Source organism: Bacillus sp. 7884-1 (genome assembly GCF_002272245.1).
Lineage (GTDB): Bacteria > Bacillota > Bacilli > Bacillales > Cytobacillaceae > Neobacillus.
The window spans coordinates 1-14,528 of the sequence record NZ_NPDD01000129.1 but is presented as its reverse complement, the minus strand read 5'-3'; the positions used below and the strand labels follow the sequence as shown (position 1 = coordinate 14,528).

Genomic DNA, 14,528 nt, shown 5'->3' with positions numbered 1-14,528 from the left:
GGTATATTACTAATTTTATGGCTGTATTATTGTTTAGTGTTGATTTTTGCGAAATCCTCTCCCTTTTAGGGGGTTCACCGGTGAGCCTCCTCAGTCTGCCCTCACTACGGGGTTAAACAACAATTAAATAAAAAAAAATATAGAAAAACCTGATCTACTTATGATACAGTTCACCGTGATGTAACAAAGTAAGGTTTAAAATTGTTAGTTTAGAATTAAGTGGTTATATTAATTCTAAAAATTTTCCCTTTGTGATATAGGTCAATTTATGCGGATTTTTCAATATATTTTTTTTTACAATATTACAATTTCTGTCGAACCGAATTGGACAATAATTCGTTACCTTTAACGAAAGGCCATTTGGGGAAAAAGGAGATGTAGTAAATGAAAAATCGTTTTACCTTTGTAACAATTATGTCATTAATTTCTATGCTTTTGTTTGGTGTGTCTGTACTTGCAGCAACTGATTTTACGCAATTCGGATTTGCTAAAGTTGTGGCTGAAAAGAAAATTGAAGCAGGTGAAGCTGCAAAAATTAGTCGTAGTGGGATAAAAATTGATATTCCAGAGGGGACATTTACGACTGATGTTATATTTCAAGTACTTGAGGGGGATAACGATCACTTCCAGGCTCATGCTCCTGCCGGAGAAACTGTTATCATGAATTTTGCCTTTAGAGTATTAGATGCAAAGACAAATGAGATTATTGCCAAATTTAATAAACCAGTTATGTTTAGCTTTAAAGATAAGGATGTTAACCAAGGAAGCATTTACAATAATGTAAGTACGAACGGAAGTATTGTTCCAAATACAGTTCCTGCTGTGATAGAAGGAAGGACATTGACACATCCTATTGGCGGTGCACCTGTTGGCTGGGTGATTACATCACCTACAAATAGCATCAAAAAATAATCCAAGACTATCATACTAAAAAAATGCCCATGACTCATTTTCGTGAATCATGGGTATTTCCGTTTATGAACCTAGCACCTTTTTTCCGCGAGGCTGGGTACCATTGGCATCTGGTTCGAGCGAAACTCCGATTGCCTCAATAGCTGGGTCATGTTCATTTAACACATAGGTTAGGAAGCCGTTTCCATTTTTATCAACATGGAATGTACCCGCACTCTTTCGTTGTCCACCATGGATTAGCCATACCTGGTAAGCCTCAGAACCTTTAGTAGAGGAAAGGCCCTGAAGCTTAAAAACGATCTGTTGTTGATCACCATGCATGTAAACCAAAGCATTTCCTTTGGCTGAATCTACGTTTGGGTCAGCTGATTTTAATGAATAAACTTGAACCACATCAGTCGGGGACAATGTATTTTCTTTCACTTCCGTCAACTCCTGCCTAAGCTGGAGATTATTCCAAATGACCCCTCCAAAAGATAGAAGAAAGGCAGCTGCTGCGACCCCATATAGGGATTTACGAATACGCCCGTTAGGTTTTATTTGAGCCTTTTGGGTTTTCTCCATCTGATTGATAGTAAGAGAATTGTCGGCTTCAAAAATAAAATTCATCACTTCTTCCTTTAAATCTGACGGTACCTCCACATCATTCATTTTAAAAGGGATCAATTTCCACGCCTCCTGCATCTCTTGGACTTCCAAACGACATGACGAACAGTGAAAAAGGTGTTCCTCGAATAGAATCTTTTCTTCTTCCGTTATTTCTCCAAGTAAATAAGAGACTATTTCATTGGAAAATGAACAGCTGTAATCGATCGTCATTTATTCATTCCTCCCATCTCCGTTACCATGTGATTTCTTAAGATTTTAAGAGTCTGATGCAGCCGGCTTTTAATCGTGCCAAGTGGTTCCTGTTTCATTTCAGCTATTTCGCGAAGAGTATAGCCTTCCCAATACAGCCATTGAATAAGCTCGATTTGATTGTTTGAAAGATATTGATAAGTTTTTTGTATTTGTTCTCTAAGCAGCTTTCTTGAGACGATTTCAGCAGGATTATTGGCTGGATTTTCTGGTATTTGCTCCAATTGCTCCTGTTCGATTGCGACGAAGACATTTTCCCTTTTTTCCTTACGATGATGGTCAATAGTGATATTTCTTGTAATCGTTAGCAGCCAATTCACAAACTGACCTTTCTCGGGTTTGTAGCCATTCTCAGTGGTCCATATCCGCATAAAGACAGCTTGTACGATGACTTTGGCTTTATCGGGATCCTTCGTCGAATTTAAACTAAAGGAATATACAAGTTTAATATAACGATCATATAATTCTTCTAATGCAGGTCGGTATTTTTCCTTAATTAACTGCATCAATTCTGCATCACTCTTTTTTTGCATAAAGAAAGCAAACCCTCCTCGTTTTTTCTCTGATTCCTTTATATTTAATAGAAACGAACAGAAAAGAAAATCAGTTTTGTATTTTATAAAGTTTTTAGGATAGTGAATGGTGTAAGGTATATGACGGAACAACTCAAAAAATTCAAATTGGTCTAAAATAGTATAAATTAAAAAAAGCAATTAATCTTTATTGGTTAATTCCTTTTTTTCCACTATCAATTATCCTTAAGATAAGATTCCTTCCTTTTGATCTGAAATCCATATCAAAAAAAACCTCAATTACTTATGGTACGGTTCACCCCACAAGGTTAAACGGCGGTTTTTATTTAACCATTTCAGACGTTAGTCAAATATGGTTTGGCATCCTCAAAAATCTATATAGCCTTTGATGTAATTTCCGCATTTTTCGGATCATTGAGCATTCTTCTTTTTAAAACTAATATTTTTAAATTTAGCTATTTTTGTCGATTTAATTTTAATATTGTCGAATAGAAATAGTATTTTTTACCTATTGTTTAAATTATAATTATTCCCATGATAGGTGTTCGATATATTGAACAAGCCGTGATATGTCTAACCACCTACAATAATGGGGAAGCGTTGAATTATAGCCTTTAATTGGACACTTTGGCTATAAGAAGCTACTAGTGTAACCGGCCCTCTAAATCATTAAGAGGAGTGTATTTTATGTTAAAAAGAACGAAGAAGAAGTTTCAGAAGCAAGCAATAATCGGTGCTGTAACTGTTCTTACTCTTTCAGTATCTGGCTTATTACCAATTGGGGCTGCATTTGCCCAAGGAGAACTTGTTGCCGAATTAGTTGCTCAACAAGGAGGGATAATTTCCGGAAAACCTGGAGAAACCATTTTAGTGCCTGTAAACATTCATGTATCTCAGTTCGGCTCTGAAAATCATTCTACAAGTGCAGTAACCGTAACTGCTAACTTTGAGGGCAATCCTGTAAAAACTGTTTTCTTCAATGCCAATGAGTTTAATGTAAAAAAACAGTTACAGCTTGAGTACACTATTCCAAATACCACTGCCGCAACTGTTACACCGAGAGTCGTTATGTCCTCTACTGATTTATCTGGAAATGACAAAGTAGTAGATGAAAAATATGACACTGTTACAATTAATGTCGTCCAGGCTCCCCCAGCAGGAGATTCAATAGCACCAATTGTATCATTGACTAACCAAATTAACGGTTTTTACAATGCCAACACTCTGCCCGGCACGTTTCAATTTAATCTCGACGAAGCAGCTGAAGTGTTTGTCAATGGCGTATCACAAGGTTCCTTTACATCTGGATCACATGTTTTAGCCTTACCAGCTTCAAAACAAGGTATCAATTCTGTAACTCTTGCCGCAAAGGACGCTGCCGGCAATGAAAGCACACCAGTAATCTTTACCTATTTCTATGACACTATTAACCCATTAGTAACTCCAATTGCGGATAGCGAAGCTAACACGCACGGTTGGTATAACAAAGATGTGGTAGTTTCTTTTGCTGCTTCTGATTTAAATGGATCAGGTGTTGCATCATTTGATCCACCTGTAACAGTGAGCACAGAAGGAGAGAATCAGATAATTACTGGAAATGCCCAGGATAATGCAGGTAATGTTGGTTCCGGTAGTATTACCCTCAATATTGATAAAACCAATCCGACTATTAGCGGCAATCCTGATAGGGGCGCAAATTCTTACGGCTGGTATAATAATGATGTCACTGTTAGCTTTGAAGCAGCTGATACATTATCTGGCGTTGCAAGTTTCACAGATCCAGTTAAACTAGTTGAAGGTGCAAATCAATCTGTTACAGGTATAGCTATTGATAGAGCTGATAATGATACCTCAACTACAGTGTATGGCATTAATATTGATAAAACTGATCCGACTATTAGCGGCCAACCTGATAGAGAGGCAAATTCTTACGGCTGGTATAATGATGATGTCACTGTTAGCTTTTTAGCAAATGATACATTATCTGGCGTAGCAAGTTACACAGGTTCAGTTCCACTTGGTGAAGGTGCAGACCAATCTGTTACAGGTACAGCTATTGATAAAGCTGATAATGATACCTTAACTACAGTGTATGGCATTAATATTGATAAAACCGCTCCAGTTATTGTTTTTGATAGCGTTAATGATGGAGATCAATTTACTCTAAATCAAGTGGTAAATTGGAGCGCAAGTGATAACTTATCCGGACTTGCAACTGAAAGTAGTGGTACAGTGGATACAAGTAAAGTGGGCACTTACAAAATTACTGCTAAAGATAAAGCAGGGAATACCGTTGTGAAAAATTATTCGGTGGTTTACAATTTCAGTGGAATTCTTCAACCGATAAACAAAGACGGCTCCAGTATTTTTAAAGCCGGCAGCACGGTTCCCGTCAAATTCCAATTAACTGATTCCCAAGGTGCCTTTATTTCAACTGCCAATGCAACAATTTATTATGCAAAATACAGCAATCAAGTTCTTGGAAATGAAGCAGAGGCTGTTTCAACAAGTGCATCCACATCTGGAAACTTATTTAGATATGACCCAATCTCTAATCAATATATCTTTAACTTAAGTACAAAAGGGCTAACACCAGGATCTTATCTAATCACAATTAAACTTGATGACGAAACAACTCAACAAGTTAAATTTTGTCTAAAATAGTATAAATTAAAAAAAGGAATTAATCTTTATTGGTTAATTCCTTTTTTCTACTATCAGTTATTTCCCTATACTTCAGATAGTTTTTTAGTCCCTAATAATAAGATACCTTCCTTCATATACGAGAAGAACTAGATCCTGCTGGCTTGTTTTTAAATAAATACTTGTGCAGCTTATTGGCGTAATAATGAGCAATGAAAAGAAAAGCTACAATATGTCTTCTCCTTGTTTTTTGGTGTAAATTTTCAAAAACGACACCCATGATTGCGCTTTCACGGACGAACAATATAGAATTCGAAGATAGGGGGCAGTAAATATGTCATTAAGATATAAGATTCTATACAGTTGGCATAAAGTAAGAAAGAACTATCATCTGGAGTTACTTAATAGTTGTCTCGATCATAAAACAAAAGATAAATTAAAAATTAAATATGAATATCATAAGAAAAAAGTTAACCAATTAATATCTATTAAAGCATCTTTATAGGTGCTTTTTTTGATTTCGTCTTAGGTGAAATGCACGTCCTTATTGGCGGAAAGTCCTTAGAAATCACTACCTATTAGGGATAGTATTCTCCCAAAACGGACTTCGAAACCCCAGAAACCATCTCGCCAAGGCCTGATATGAAGCAACAAGCTATGGAAGACCACTCCAAAGCTTCACTTCTACTATATAAAAAATGGTAGGCTAACCAATGCCTTGGTCCGCACTACCAATCTTAGTATGATTTTATTATTTGAACCTATTTACTATACTAGGAACCAGAAATCTAAAACAAGTTATCTTGCTGTAACATCCTTTACGGCATTGGAAATACGGTCAACTGCTGCTTTTCCAACATCTTCAACAGTATCAATAACATTTTTTGCTGCATCGCCTGTTGCTTCAACCCCACGTTTTGTCATGTTGCGTCCCCGATCAATGGCAGATTGATTTTGGTCAGTCATTCGTTAATCCTCCTTAAGAAAGTATCGATTCTAGTTTTAGAAATTGTTATTTTTTTATTCATGCTGAACATGATAAATTGAAGGATTTCTGACAACGCCTCTTGAATATAAGGAGTAAATTACTTTTTTAAATCTACATGAAAAAAACAATTTTGAGAGGAGCAAGAAATTGAATAACATAGATCAACGTTTAGAAGATTTAGGTATCGAATTACCGGAAGCAACTGCACCTCTTTACCATTATGTACCAGTAATGATTCATCAAGGTGTAGCTTACATTAGTGGACAAGTACCTAGAATAAATGGAGAAGTTCCTTTTCAAGGTAAAGTAGGTAGAGAGGTTACGATTGAACAAGCTCAGGAACTAGCAGAGATGTGTGTGCTAAAAGGGCTTAGCAGTTTAAAAGCTGCAATTGGCAGCCTTGACAAGGTTGAACAAGTATTAAAAGTAACAGGCTATGTTCAGACTGCACCTGGTTTTTTTGAACCATCAAAAGTTCTTGATGCTGCTTCTGAATTATTATATAAGATTTTTGGCGAGAAAGGACATCATGCTCGTGCAGCTGTTGGAGTAGCGGAACTCCCTAGTAATACTCCGATTGAGATTGATTTTATCATTGCAGTAAAACAAGAGGATAGAACCAGATGATTTCTTAGAGAGAAGCATGGGGACGGATCTTAATTCTAACTCAACGGAACGCTCCCCGCTTCATTTTCCTATGTAAAAATTTAGGGGTAATATTTCAGTGAGATTGAACTAGGAATAAGTAACAATTTTTCTTTTTATGGTAATGTTAACTTTGAGTTAAAGCGTATTAAGCTCTTGTTAACGCTGAAGATAATCGTTCAGGGGATATTTTCCTTTCTGCTATAAGTGAATCCTATCATAAGGGTTACTTGTCTTTCTTTCCATACAAAAAGGCGCCATTTCAAAGAATAGCGCCCGCTTGTTAAATAATATTACTATAGCTTTTTGTTTCCACAGGTTTCCACAGGGACGGTTCTCATGGTCCAATTGAGATTGGACCAGAAGAACCGTCCCCACGGTCTTTTTAATTATATTTGGGTAAAGTGATCATCGACTTAAACAAGTCTCCATCCACTTGGATGGTGAATTTCCCTTTTTGGATATCGATGAGGCTTTCTGCAATGGACAGTCCTAATCCGCTGCCTTGACTTGTTCTGGATTCGTCGCCTCTTTTAAATCGCTCCATTAATTCGTCTGCTGAAATATTTAACTCGTACGCTGAAATGTTCTTGAAGGTGAGAAGCACTTCACTTCCTAAATCCTCGACATCGATATACACCCGTGACCCTTTGAGGGCATATTTGAATATATTGGATAAGACGTTCTCGATGGATCTCCATAGTAATTTTCCATCGGCTGCAACGTATACCTTTTCCTTAGGATAATTGAACTTAAAAGCTAAATCGTAATCTTCTATTTTATCACTGACTTCCCCAAGTCCCTGGGTGATTAATGAGACAATATCGATACGCTCCAATTGAACCGGAATACTTCCGCTGGAAGCCTTAGCCGCTTCAAATAAATCATCGGTCAGGATTTTTAACCTTTTGGACTTTTGATCCAGTACTTCGACATATTCCTCTGCCTTTAATGGAAGCTTTTCCTTCTTCAATAAATCCACATAGGTGATAATCGAGGTTAAAGGCGTTCTGATATCATGAGATACATTGGTGATGAGCTCCGTTTTTAACCGCTCACTTTTCAATTCGCTATCAACTGCCTTATTTAACCCATCGGTGATGCTGTTGATATTAGCGGCTAGTCTCGCGAACTCTCCTTTTCCCCCCACATCAATGGTATGATGAATATCTCCATCTTTTATCTTCTCTACCCCTTCTTTAATGGCCTGAAATGACTTAACTCTCCTAAAAGCAATCCATGCTGCCAGACCCAAGGTTATCGGGAATATAAAAAACGTTGCCACAACCACTATCGGATACCCAATGACAATCAATACCGTCTTTACCCCAACACTACCGCTATCATAAACATTTTTTACAAATTGAAACAGCCTACTGAACATTCGATAAATAAACGTATGCCTGAAGAACGTCCCATTCTTGAAATGCTTCACGAGCGATAGAATCAGCACGAACACTGCTGCCGCAATCGGGATCGTAATCGGAATCACCATTTTCTCGATGTTTGGGGAAGTGAACTCATCCAACATAACAACCCAAATAATTAATAGACCCATACCAAGCAGGATATTCAAATCAACATATAATTTATCAACTGCATGCATGCGCAGCTCTTCATCCTTAAATGACTTTCTTCCGGTTACAAGCACCAGATAAACAAACGAAAAAATAAATCCTGTTAAGAACGCTAATAATCGGTAAAAAACAGCCTTAATAATGACTTTATTTTCTTTCCATTCTTCTATTTTCTCATCTAAAAATCCCTTTGTAAAAGCAATCGAAACAACATGGCCTTCCGGATCTAGCTCATCTATTCTTTCTGATATCCAATAGAAATGTTCATTCTCAATTATTTCTTTTGGATATATGTCTCTCTTATATTCCTCAAACATCATATAGGAAGGATACGTTTTAAACCTTTCTCTTGCTGTACTGGTGTTTGTATACTCATTCACACCATCACTTGCATAATACATTGGCGCCTCAACCTCTTCTAGGCTCTGCACTAGTAAATGGTATTCCCTTAAATCATTTTTTATCAGCCTATCCCTTGCCTTCGCGATTTTATCGGCATATTCGGTTTTAAACTTTTCATAGTTTTCCGCTTCACTAGCATTTGGATTATAACTTTTGGATTGATACATGAAGTCTGAAAATAAGGGGTCCTCTTCGGCTCTTAATTCTTCCTCCGTAATACTCCCGCCATTTAAAATATGTTCCTCACTCTTATACTCCCCAAGAAGTCTCGTTAGATTGCTAACAATACTCTCCGTTTCCCGCACATATGCCTGGCTTAAAAAGTAGTTTTCTTCAAAAACGATACCAAGGTCGCCACCATTTACTTCCTCAACATCAACAAATGCTTTAATGACACCTGTAAAACAGGTAATCATGATCATAAAAACGATAATTTTTGTTGTAATCGAGTGACTATATTTTTTCAACTTTATATCCAACTCCCCACACCACCTTCAAATATTTTGGCTCTTTTGGATTGATTTCTATTTTCTCTCTAATTTTTCTGATATGAACAGTAACCGTATTTTCCGGACTAAAAGCCGCTTCATTCCATACCTTCTCATAAATCTCCTCGATGGAGAAAACCCTTCCGGCGTTGGCAGTCAGAAGCCTTACAATTTTATATTGTACCGGTGTCAGATGGACAATCTCTCCATCAACGGTAATCGTTTTACTTTCATCATCGACCATGAGTCCGCCCGTTTGATAGACATTACTCTTGGTTTCAAGCCCTCCAAAAGATGTATATCTTCTAAGCTGTGATTTAACTCTTGCGATGAGCTCTAATGGATTAAACGGCTTGGTGATATAGTCATCTGCTCCAATATTTAATCCTAAAATTTTATCGTAATCCTCAGATTTGGCTGAAAGCATGATCACTGGTATTTTATTATCCTCTCTAATCTTCATCGTAGCTCGAATTCCATCCATCCTTGGCATCATGATATCCATAATAATAAGATGAATCTCCTGATGATCGATGATTTCGATAGCCTCAATGCCATCAAAAGCCTTAAACACTTGATAACCTTCATTCTCCAAGTAAATTCCAATCGCATCCACAATTGCCTTATCATCATCACAAACCAATATGTTCATGAATCATATCTCCCCTTTTTTGCTACTAAAATCATCATACCCATCAAATCTTAAAAAACTCTATATATAAATCTTAAGATTTTCTTAGCATTTACGCCAGGGGGACGTGGGGGACCGAGGACCGTGGGGACGGTTCTCATGGTCATTTGAGACCAAAAGAACCGTCCCCACGGTCTCCACCAAATGCTATAATAGTTGTAAAAAAGAAAATTTCTTTGCAGGGTTTTGTGAGTTTTTTGTTGAATTTTATTACAGCAGGACAGGTAAGAAGGAGATTATGAGAAGTGAATGGACAAAGCATTTCAAATTTCCACCCAATTTTTAGCAATTCCTAATTTCAGTTCCTTTCTCCTACACTATGATTTGGCCAAATGAAACAAAAGACCTCTACCATTAATATGGTAGAGGACTAAAGGGGGACATGGGGGGGGACATGGGGACGGTTCTCCTGGCAATTATATCTAAACATGACCACAAGAACCGTCCCCCTGTCCTTCCCCCTGTCTCATCTGTCTCACTTATTATTAAGCAGCGTATCGAACCCAGCATTGATTTTATTTATGCTTTTTAATGGTGCAATGTCCACATGGATGTCATTTTTATTTAATGTGGGGAATTTCCTGCTGGTTTGAAGCGACTTCCAATCATCGTGCATAAATCGGTATAGATAGTCCTCAAATTGATAAATATCCCCGCCGATTTTTTGACTTTTTAAATAGGCAGCATATACTTCTTTACGTATGTCTTCTTGAATCTGTCTCTTGACGCTTGGGGCGAGAATCCCTTTGCTTGATTCTCTAACAATGGCAGAGATTTTTATATCTAAACCAATCTGTACCCCATTTTGATCTTTCTTCACCTTTCTTTTCATCTTTGGGTTCAATAATTCGATTTGAACCAATGCATCCTCGCCTGCATTTTTTTCACTAAAAGTGACGGGTGACCGAACTGATTTGTTATTCACCCGAATAAAACCCTCAAGATCCTTTTCCGTTAAGTGCCCCTTCAATTTTTCCCCTTTCAAAAGATAAGCACCATTAAAAATGGTCACAGGCAATTTATCTTGATCCTTCAAGATGATGGCATCATTTGTAGATATACTTGGCACTAATATCGTTTTGGTTGGTTCATGTAGTTGGTAAACAAGTCCTTGCAGCGACAAAGCTGGAATAGAAGAATCTTGCTGCTGCATGTATTCTGGCTGAACAATCCTAGCGTTTGTATAGGCATAATTAAACGGAACCTTCGTGGTAAAAATCTTTTCAACCGGTTCCTCCGTACCGTAAACCCAGCCCGTTAGGCGGATATTGAAATTCGTATCTAACGCCTCTACGGTTCTACTCAATCTGTTTTCTAATAAAGACTTTCCAAAAATAAATACACTTAACTGGTCGTAATTTACTGGAATTTGAATACCCTGGTAGATCTTATTAATCGCATCTTCAACGGTTTTTCCTTTTCCTTCGCCAAGCCAAACAATGCCAGGCTGGTCACTTTTCCCTTGATCGGTTTTGGCAACATTTGAAAAATCTAGGAACTGGAGTACCACGTGATATTCATCATTCTGATAGTCAATTCCAATCCCGACTGCATAGGCATGGAATTGAATTTCATGAATTTTAGCACAACCCGTTAAAACAGTAAGAATACAGATCATGTATAAAAATTTTCTCATTTATTCACCTGATCTCGTGCCATCTTTATTATGTAAAGCTGCATTCCGTTTTTTCATGAATGAAAACGGAATGCGGAAAAAAGTATAGAGGATATCTTTACCTTTTGGCGAAGAGATATCCGCTAATAAAGGAACCCCAAAGGACCTCAACCTTGTTAAATATAGAAAAACGAACATGAGGCTGATGAAAAAACCATAAATCCCCATAAAGTAGCTAAAGAGTAGGACGAACACTCTTAAGAGAAAAATGTTACCTGATAGAGACTGATTAACAAGAGTAAAGCTAGAAATGGCTGTAACCCCAACAACAACCAGCATGGTCGGTGCTGTAATACCACCGCGAATGGCTGCATCACCTATAATCAATCCTCCAAGAACGGCAACGGTTTGTCCAATTCCCTTTGGCAAGCGTGCCCCCCCTTCTTTAAATAACTCAAACATGACGAGCATGAGTAAGACTTCAATTAATGGTGAAAATGGCAATCCTAATCTCGAAACCGTGATCGTTGCAATGAGCGGGAGGGGTAATTGCCCTACATTATGTGTGATTAATGCCGTATAAAAGCCAGGCAGAAAAGTCGTTGTAAATAAACCAAGAATACGCAGGGTTCTTTCCATTGAAGCATAATAAAAACTCGTATTAACATCTTCAGGGGTCTTAAAAAGAAAAGACAAATTGACCGGTGCAATCAACGCTGTCGGCGCTCCATCCACGATAATGGCAAACCTCCCTTGATTGACGGCTTCCGCGACGAAGTCAGCCCTACCTGTATAGTCAATTAGAGGAATAAGCGTAAATTTATTATCCAAAATATGTTCCATCAGCATAGATGTGCTTGTTAGTATATCAATGTCTAAAGCCGTAAGACGTCCTTGTATATCTCTTAGAATCTCACCATTTATAATATCCTTTATATAAAGGAGAGAAATTCTTGTATTCGTTCTTTTGCCGATCGTGTAATCTTCTACCACTAAAGATTTCGTCTTAACCTTTTGCGGATTAGTCCAAGGTTTGTCGTAATATCCTCAACAAATCCATCCTTCGGTCCACGAACGGAAACCTCTGCCACCGACTCATCCGGCTGTCTTGTGGGAGATTTACTAATATCATAAAAAATAATCTTATCTCCAGGTGATACCACCATTAGCTTCCCTGAAAAAATTGCTTCCTCTATTTTTTCAGCATCGACTTCCTTTTTACTCATAACCTCCATCTGTAAAGATTGATAAATGGAGCTGGAAGTTTCCATAGAGGGCAATACAAACGAGGGAATCAGACTAGTATCACTTAAGGGTTTACAATAGACAAAAATGGAGGATTTCCCCTCAGAATGCTCCTCTTTGACTTCAATATCCGATGAATGGTTGAAAAGCTTCTGCAGGTTTTCAAAAGAGAAAAGATGTTCATTCATGATTCGATCCTGCCTCCTGACCACTTCTGTTTATTCTTCACAACAAATAACGCCAAGATTGAGATTTGTATGGTTAATAAAAAGAACGACAGAGGTCTGAAATATCCATAGATAATGGTAGAGAATGTACTTTGATCAAATGGATAAATACAAGCGATAAAAATGATACCGTATAGGATCCTTACTATTTTTACATTCGCCATTCCTTTCGTAAGAATTCGAGAGGCGATGAATACAAATAAACTGATTCTTATCACTCCACCTGAAAGCCACTGATAAATCGCAAAAAAATCCGCATGAGAAAAATATCGGCCAATGGAAATTAAGCGCCACTCTTCATAAGCGGGATATCGATAATCAGAAGCCTGCTCAGGTCCAAACTCAACAATCGCTGCCATCGTAGGTCCTAGCGTTAACCCTATGATTAATAAACCAACAACGAATAATTGCTTTCTTGAAACAGCCTTTTGTAATACCGGAGTTAAAAAAATGATGATAAATAACTCTAAGATGGGTAAAGAAGTATATAGGAGCCCCTTCGTCATTGGTAAATAGCCATCCGTAAACAATGGGAATAACAGTTCATAATACTTTTTCTTCATATTGGCAAACGAAATAAAAAATCCTAAAAAAATGACGATGGGACAAAGAATACTGCTTAAGAGCCCAATGGAAAACAAGCCAGACTCCGTACATAGCAAACAGAAAATGAGTAAGACAAGAGCCAGTGTAAAACTGTTAAATCCTTGCATGTAGCTCAATTGTGACCAATAAATGATATCCTGCGCCGTCACAAAAGCATCAATCAGCATATAAATGGCTAATGGTAATAGCAGGAGGTAATAACTAAGCTTGCTCCCATTATCCTTTAATAGCTGTATGATGGAACGTTTGTTTACAATCGCGATAATCTTGTATAGAACGTAAATCCATAAAGGTAGAATGATAATCGTTACGAGGATACTAATCCAAGAATCTCTTTTCGCTGTCGTTAACAGGAAAGGAATGATCTCCACATGTGCAAACAAGCCCACAGAAAGCAAAATGGTGTACACGATAGAAATAAATCTTAACGTATTCTGCATGTATCAATATCCTTTTTTCCATATTATTCATCTTAGGAGCAAAACCTATGCATGGGGGACATGGGGGGACATGGGGACGGTTCTTCTGGCTTTTTTTGTTTAATCTGGTCCACAAGAACCGTCCCCACGGACTTCCACGGACTTCACTCAGATCGAAAAAAGCACAAAAAAAAGAGAGCGGCGAACCACTCACTTACTTAGTTTAGTGATTGAAAATACCCCTCTTTTTTGTTCTCCTATTGCTCTATTCACTTATCTTTCTACTAGTTCTAGCTTCTCACCATTCGGACCTTGGAAAAAGGCGATTTTTACTGTACCATTTAAAATGCTTCGAGGTTCTTCATCTATTAATTTGACGCCTGCTTCTTTAAAGCGTACGAGCTCAGCTTCAATGTTTTCAACAGTAAAGGCCAAGTGGTTCACGATTCCTTCGTTTTCGACCGGGCCGCCGTAGACAAGTTCAACCTCTACACTCGGCTGCTCTGGAAAAAATAAAAAGGCAAGCTCAATACTGTCATTTAACCACTCTCTATTTCTTAACTCTAAACCGAGGATGTTTTGATAGAACGCTAAAGACTCGTCCATATCATTAACCATAATCCCCACATGTTCCATTTTCACAATGCATTCCTCCTAACGAGTCCATGGGGACGGTTCC

At 37.7% G+C, this 14,528-nt stretch carries 11 protein-coding genes, 1 pseudogene and 1 riboswitch; of the genes and pseudogenes, 3 read left to right on the top strand and 9 right to left on the bottom strand.

Annotated features, from left to right (window positions below):
- Nucleotides 1-384: 384 nt before the first annotated feature.
- On the top strand, nucleotides 385-912 hold the full coding sequence (locus tag CHI06_RS15440) for a hypothetical protein (protein ID WP_095249523.1): 528 nt from the start codon (nucleotides 385-387) through the stop codon (nucleotides 910-912).
- Between the two features lie 63 nt (nucleotides 913-975).
- On the opposite strand, the gene CHI06_RS15435 is transcribed toward CHI06_RS15440, so the two are convergent.
- Together CHI06_RS15435 and CHI06_RS15430 are read right to left on the bottom strand one after the other, a co-directional pair.
- Complete coding sequence (locus tag CHI06_RS15435; protein ID WP_095249522.1) at nucleotides 976-1,731, bottom strand: anti-sigma factor; 756 nt, start codon at nucleotides 1,729-1,731, stop codon at nucleotides 976-978.
- Complete coding sequence (locus CHI06_RS15430; protein ID WP_095249521.1) at nucleotides 1,728-2,303, bottom strand: RNA polymerase sigma factor; 576 nt, start codon at nucleotides 2,301-2,303, stop codon at nucleotides 1,728-1,730. Before CHI06_RS15430 ends, CHI06_RS15435 begins: the two co-directional genes overlap by 4 nt.
- Nucleotides 2,304-2,887: 584 nt before the next feature.
- Nucleotides 2,888-2,971, top strand: a riboswitch (cyclic di-GMP riboswitch).
- A 19-nt stretch (nucleotides 2,972-2,990) separates the two neighbouring features.
- On the opposite strand from CHI06_RS15430, the gene CHI06_RS15425 reads away from it, so the two are divergent.
- Nucleotides 2,991-4,967 (top strand): PxKF domain-containing protein, encoded by a 1,977-nt coding sequence (locus CHI06_RS15425; protein ID WP_095249520.1) that lies wholly within the window; start codon nucleotides 2,991-2,993, stop codon nucleotides 4,965-4,967.
- Nucleotides 4,968-5,744: 777 nt separating this feature from the next.
- Here the strand turns inward: CHI06_RS15425 and CHI06_RS29785 are convergent.
- Nucleotides 5,745-5,912: a hypothetical protein gene (locus CHI06_RS29785; RefSeq protein ID WP_179292639.1), complete on the bottom strand. Its 168-nt coding sequence runs from the start codon at nucleotides 5,910-5,912 to the stop codon at nucleotides 5,745-5,747.
- Nucleotides 5,913-6,081: 169 nt separating this feature from the next.
- Here CHI06_RS29785 and CHI06_RS15420 point away from each other — a divergent pair, with 169 nt between their 5' ends.
- Nucleotides 6,082-6,561 carry a RidA family protein gene (locus CHI06_RS15420; RefSeq protein ID WP_095249519.1) on the top strand — a complete coding sequence of 160 codons (480 nt, stop codon included), beginning with the start codon at nucleotides 6,082-6,084 and terminating at the stop codon, nucleotides 6,559-6,561.
- Between the two features lie 403 nt (nucleotides 6,562-6,964).
- Here the strand turns inward: CHI06_RS15420 and CHI06_RS15415 are convergent, their stop codons facing one another.
- From CHI06_RS15415 to CHI06_RS15385, 6 genes and pseudogenes are all read right to left on the bottom strand, one after another.
- Nucleotides 6,965-9,037 (bottom strand): sensor histidine kinase, encoded by a 2,073-nt coding sequence (locus CHI06_RS15415; RefSeq protein ID WP_095249518.1) that lies wholly within the window; start codon nucleotides 9,035-9,037, stop codon nucleotides 6,965-6,967.
- Nucleotides 9,012-9,698 carry a response regulator transcription factor gene (locus tag CHI06_RS15410; RefSeq protein ID WP_095249517.1) on the bottom strand — a complete coding sequence of 229 codons (687 nt, stop codon included), beginning with the start codon at nucleotides 9,696-9,698 and terminating at the stop codon, nucleotides 9,012-9,014. Before CHI06_RS15410 ends, CHI06_RS15415 begins: the two co-directional genes overlap by 26 nt.
- 514 nt (nucleotides 9,699-10,212) lie before the next feature.
- Nucleotides 10,213-11,373, bottom strand: a complete 1,161-nt coding sequence (locus CHI06_RS15405) for a Ger(x)C family spore germination protein (protein WP_095249516.1) — start codon at nucleotides 11,371-11,373, stop codon at nucleotides 10,213-10,215.
- Nucleotides 11,374-12,785, bottom strand: a pseudogene (locus CHI06_RS15400) (spore germination protein).
- Nucleotides 12,782-13,870 carry a GerAB/ArcD/ProY family transporter gene (locus tag CHI06_RS15390; RefSeq protein ID WP_095249513.1) on the bottom strand — a complete coding sequence of 363 codons (1,089 nt, stop codon included), beginning with the start codon at nucleotides 13,868-13,870 and terminating at the stop codon, nucleotides 12,782-12,784. The pseudogene CHI06_RS15400 and the gene CHI06_RS15390 overlap by 4 nt, the downstream one beginning before the upstream one ends.
- A 252-nt stretch (nucleotides 13,871-14,122) precedes the next feature.
- Entirely contained in the window at nucleotides 14,123-14,485 is a 363-nt protein-coding gene (locus tag CHI06_RS15385; RefSeq protein ID WP_095249512.1) for a VOC family protein, read from the bottom strand.
- Between the last annotated feature and the right edge of the window lie 43 nt (nucleotides 14,486-14,528).

What these genes read in the sequence shown, in the direction of transcription:
- CHI06_RS15440 (WP_095249523.1), top strand. Translation starts at nt 385, where the DNA reads ATGAAAAATCGTTTTACCTTTGTAACAATTATGTCATTAATTTCTATG.
- CHI06_RS15435 (WP_095249522.1), bottom strand. Translation starts at nt 1,731, where the DNA reads ATGACGATCGATTACAGCTGTTCATTTTCCAATGAAATAGTCTCTTAT.
- CHI06_RS15430 (WP_095249521.1), bottom strand. Translation starts at nt 2,303, where the DNA reads ATGCAAAAAAAGAGTGATGCAGAATTGATGCAGTTAATTAAGGAAAAA.
- CHI06_RS15425 (WP_095249520.1), top strand. Translation starts at nt 2,991, where the DNA reads ATGTTAAAAAGAACGAAGAAGAAGTTTCAGAAGCAAGCAATAATCGGT.
- CHI06_RS29785 (WP_179292639.1), bottom strand. Translation starts at nt 5,912, where the DNA reads ATGACTGACCAAAATCAATCTGCCATTGATCGGGGACGCAACATGACA.
- CHI06_RS15410 (WP_095249517.1), bottom strand. Translation starts at nt 9,698, where the DNA reads ATGAACATATTGGTTTGTGATGATGATAAGGCAATTGTGGATGCGATT.
- CHI06_RS15405 (WP_095249516.1), bottom strand. Translation starts at nt 11,373, where the DNA reads ATGAGAAAATTTTTATACATGATCTGTATTCTTACTGTTTTAACGGGT.
- CHI06_RS15390 (WP_095249513.1), bottom strand. Translation starts at nt 13,870, where the DNA reads ATGCAGAATACGTTAAGATTTATTTCTATCGTGTACACCATTTTGCTT.
- CHI06_RS15385 (WP_095249512.1), bottom strand. Translation starts at nt 14,485, where the DNA reads ATGGAACATGTGGGGATTATGGTTAATGATATGGACGAGTCTTTAGCG.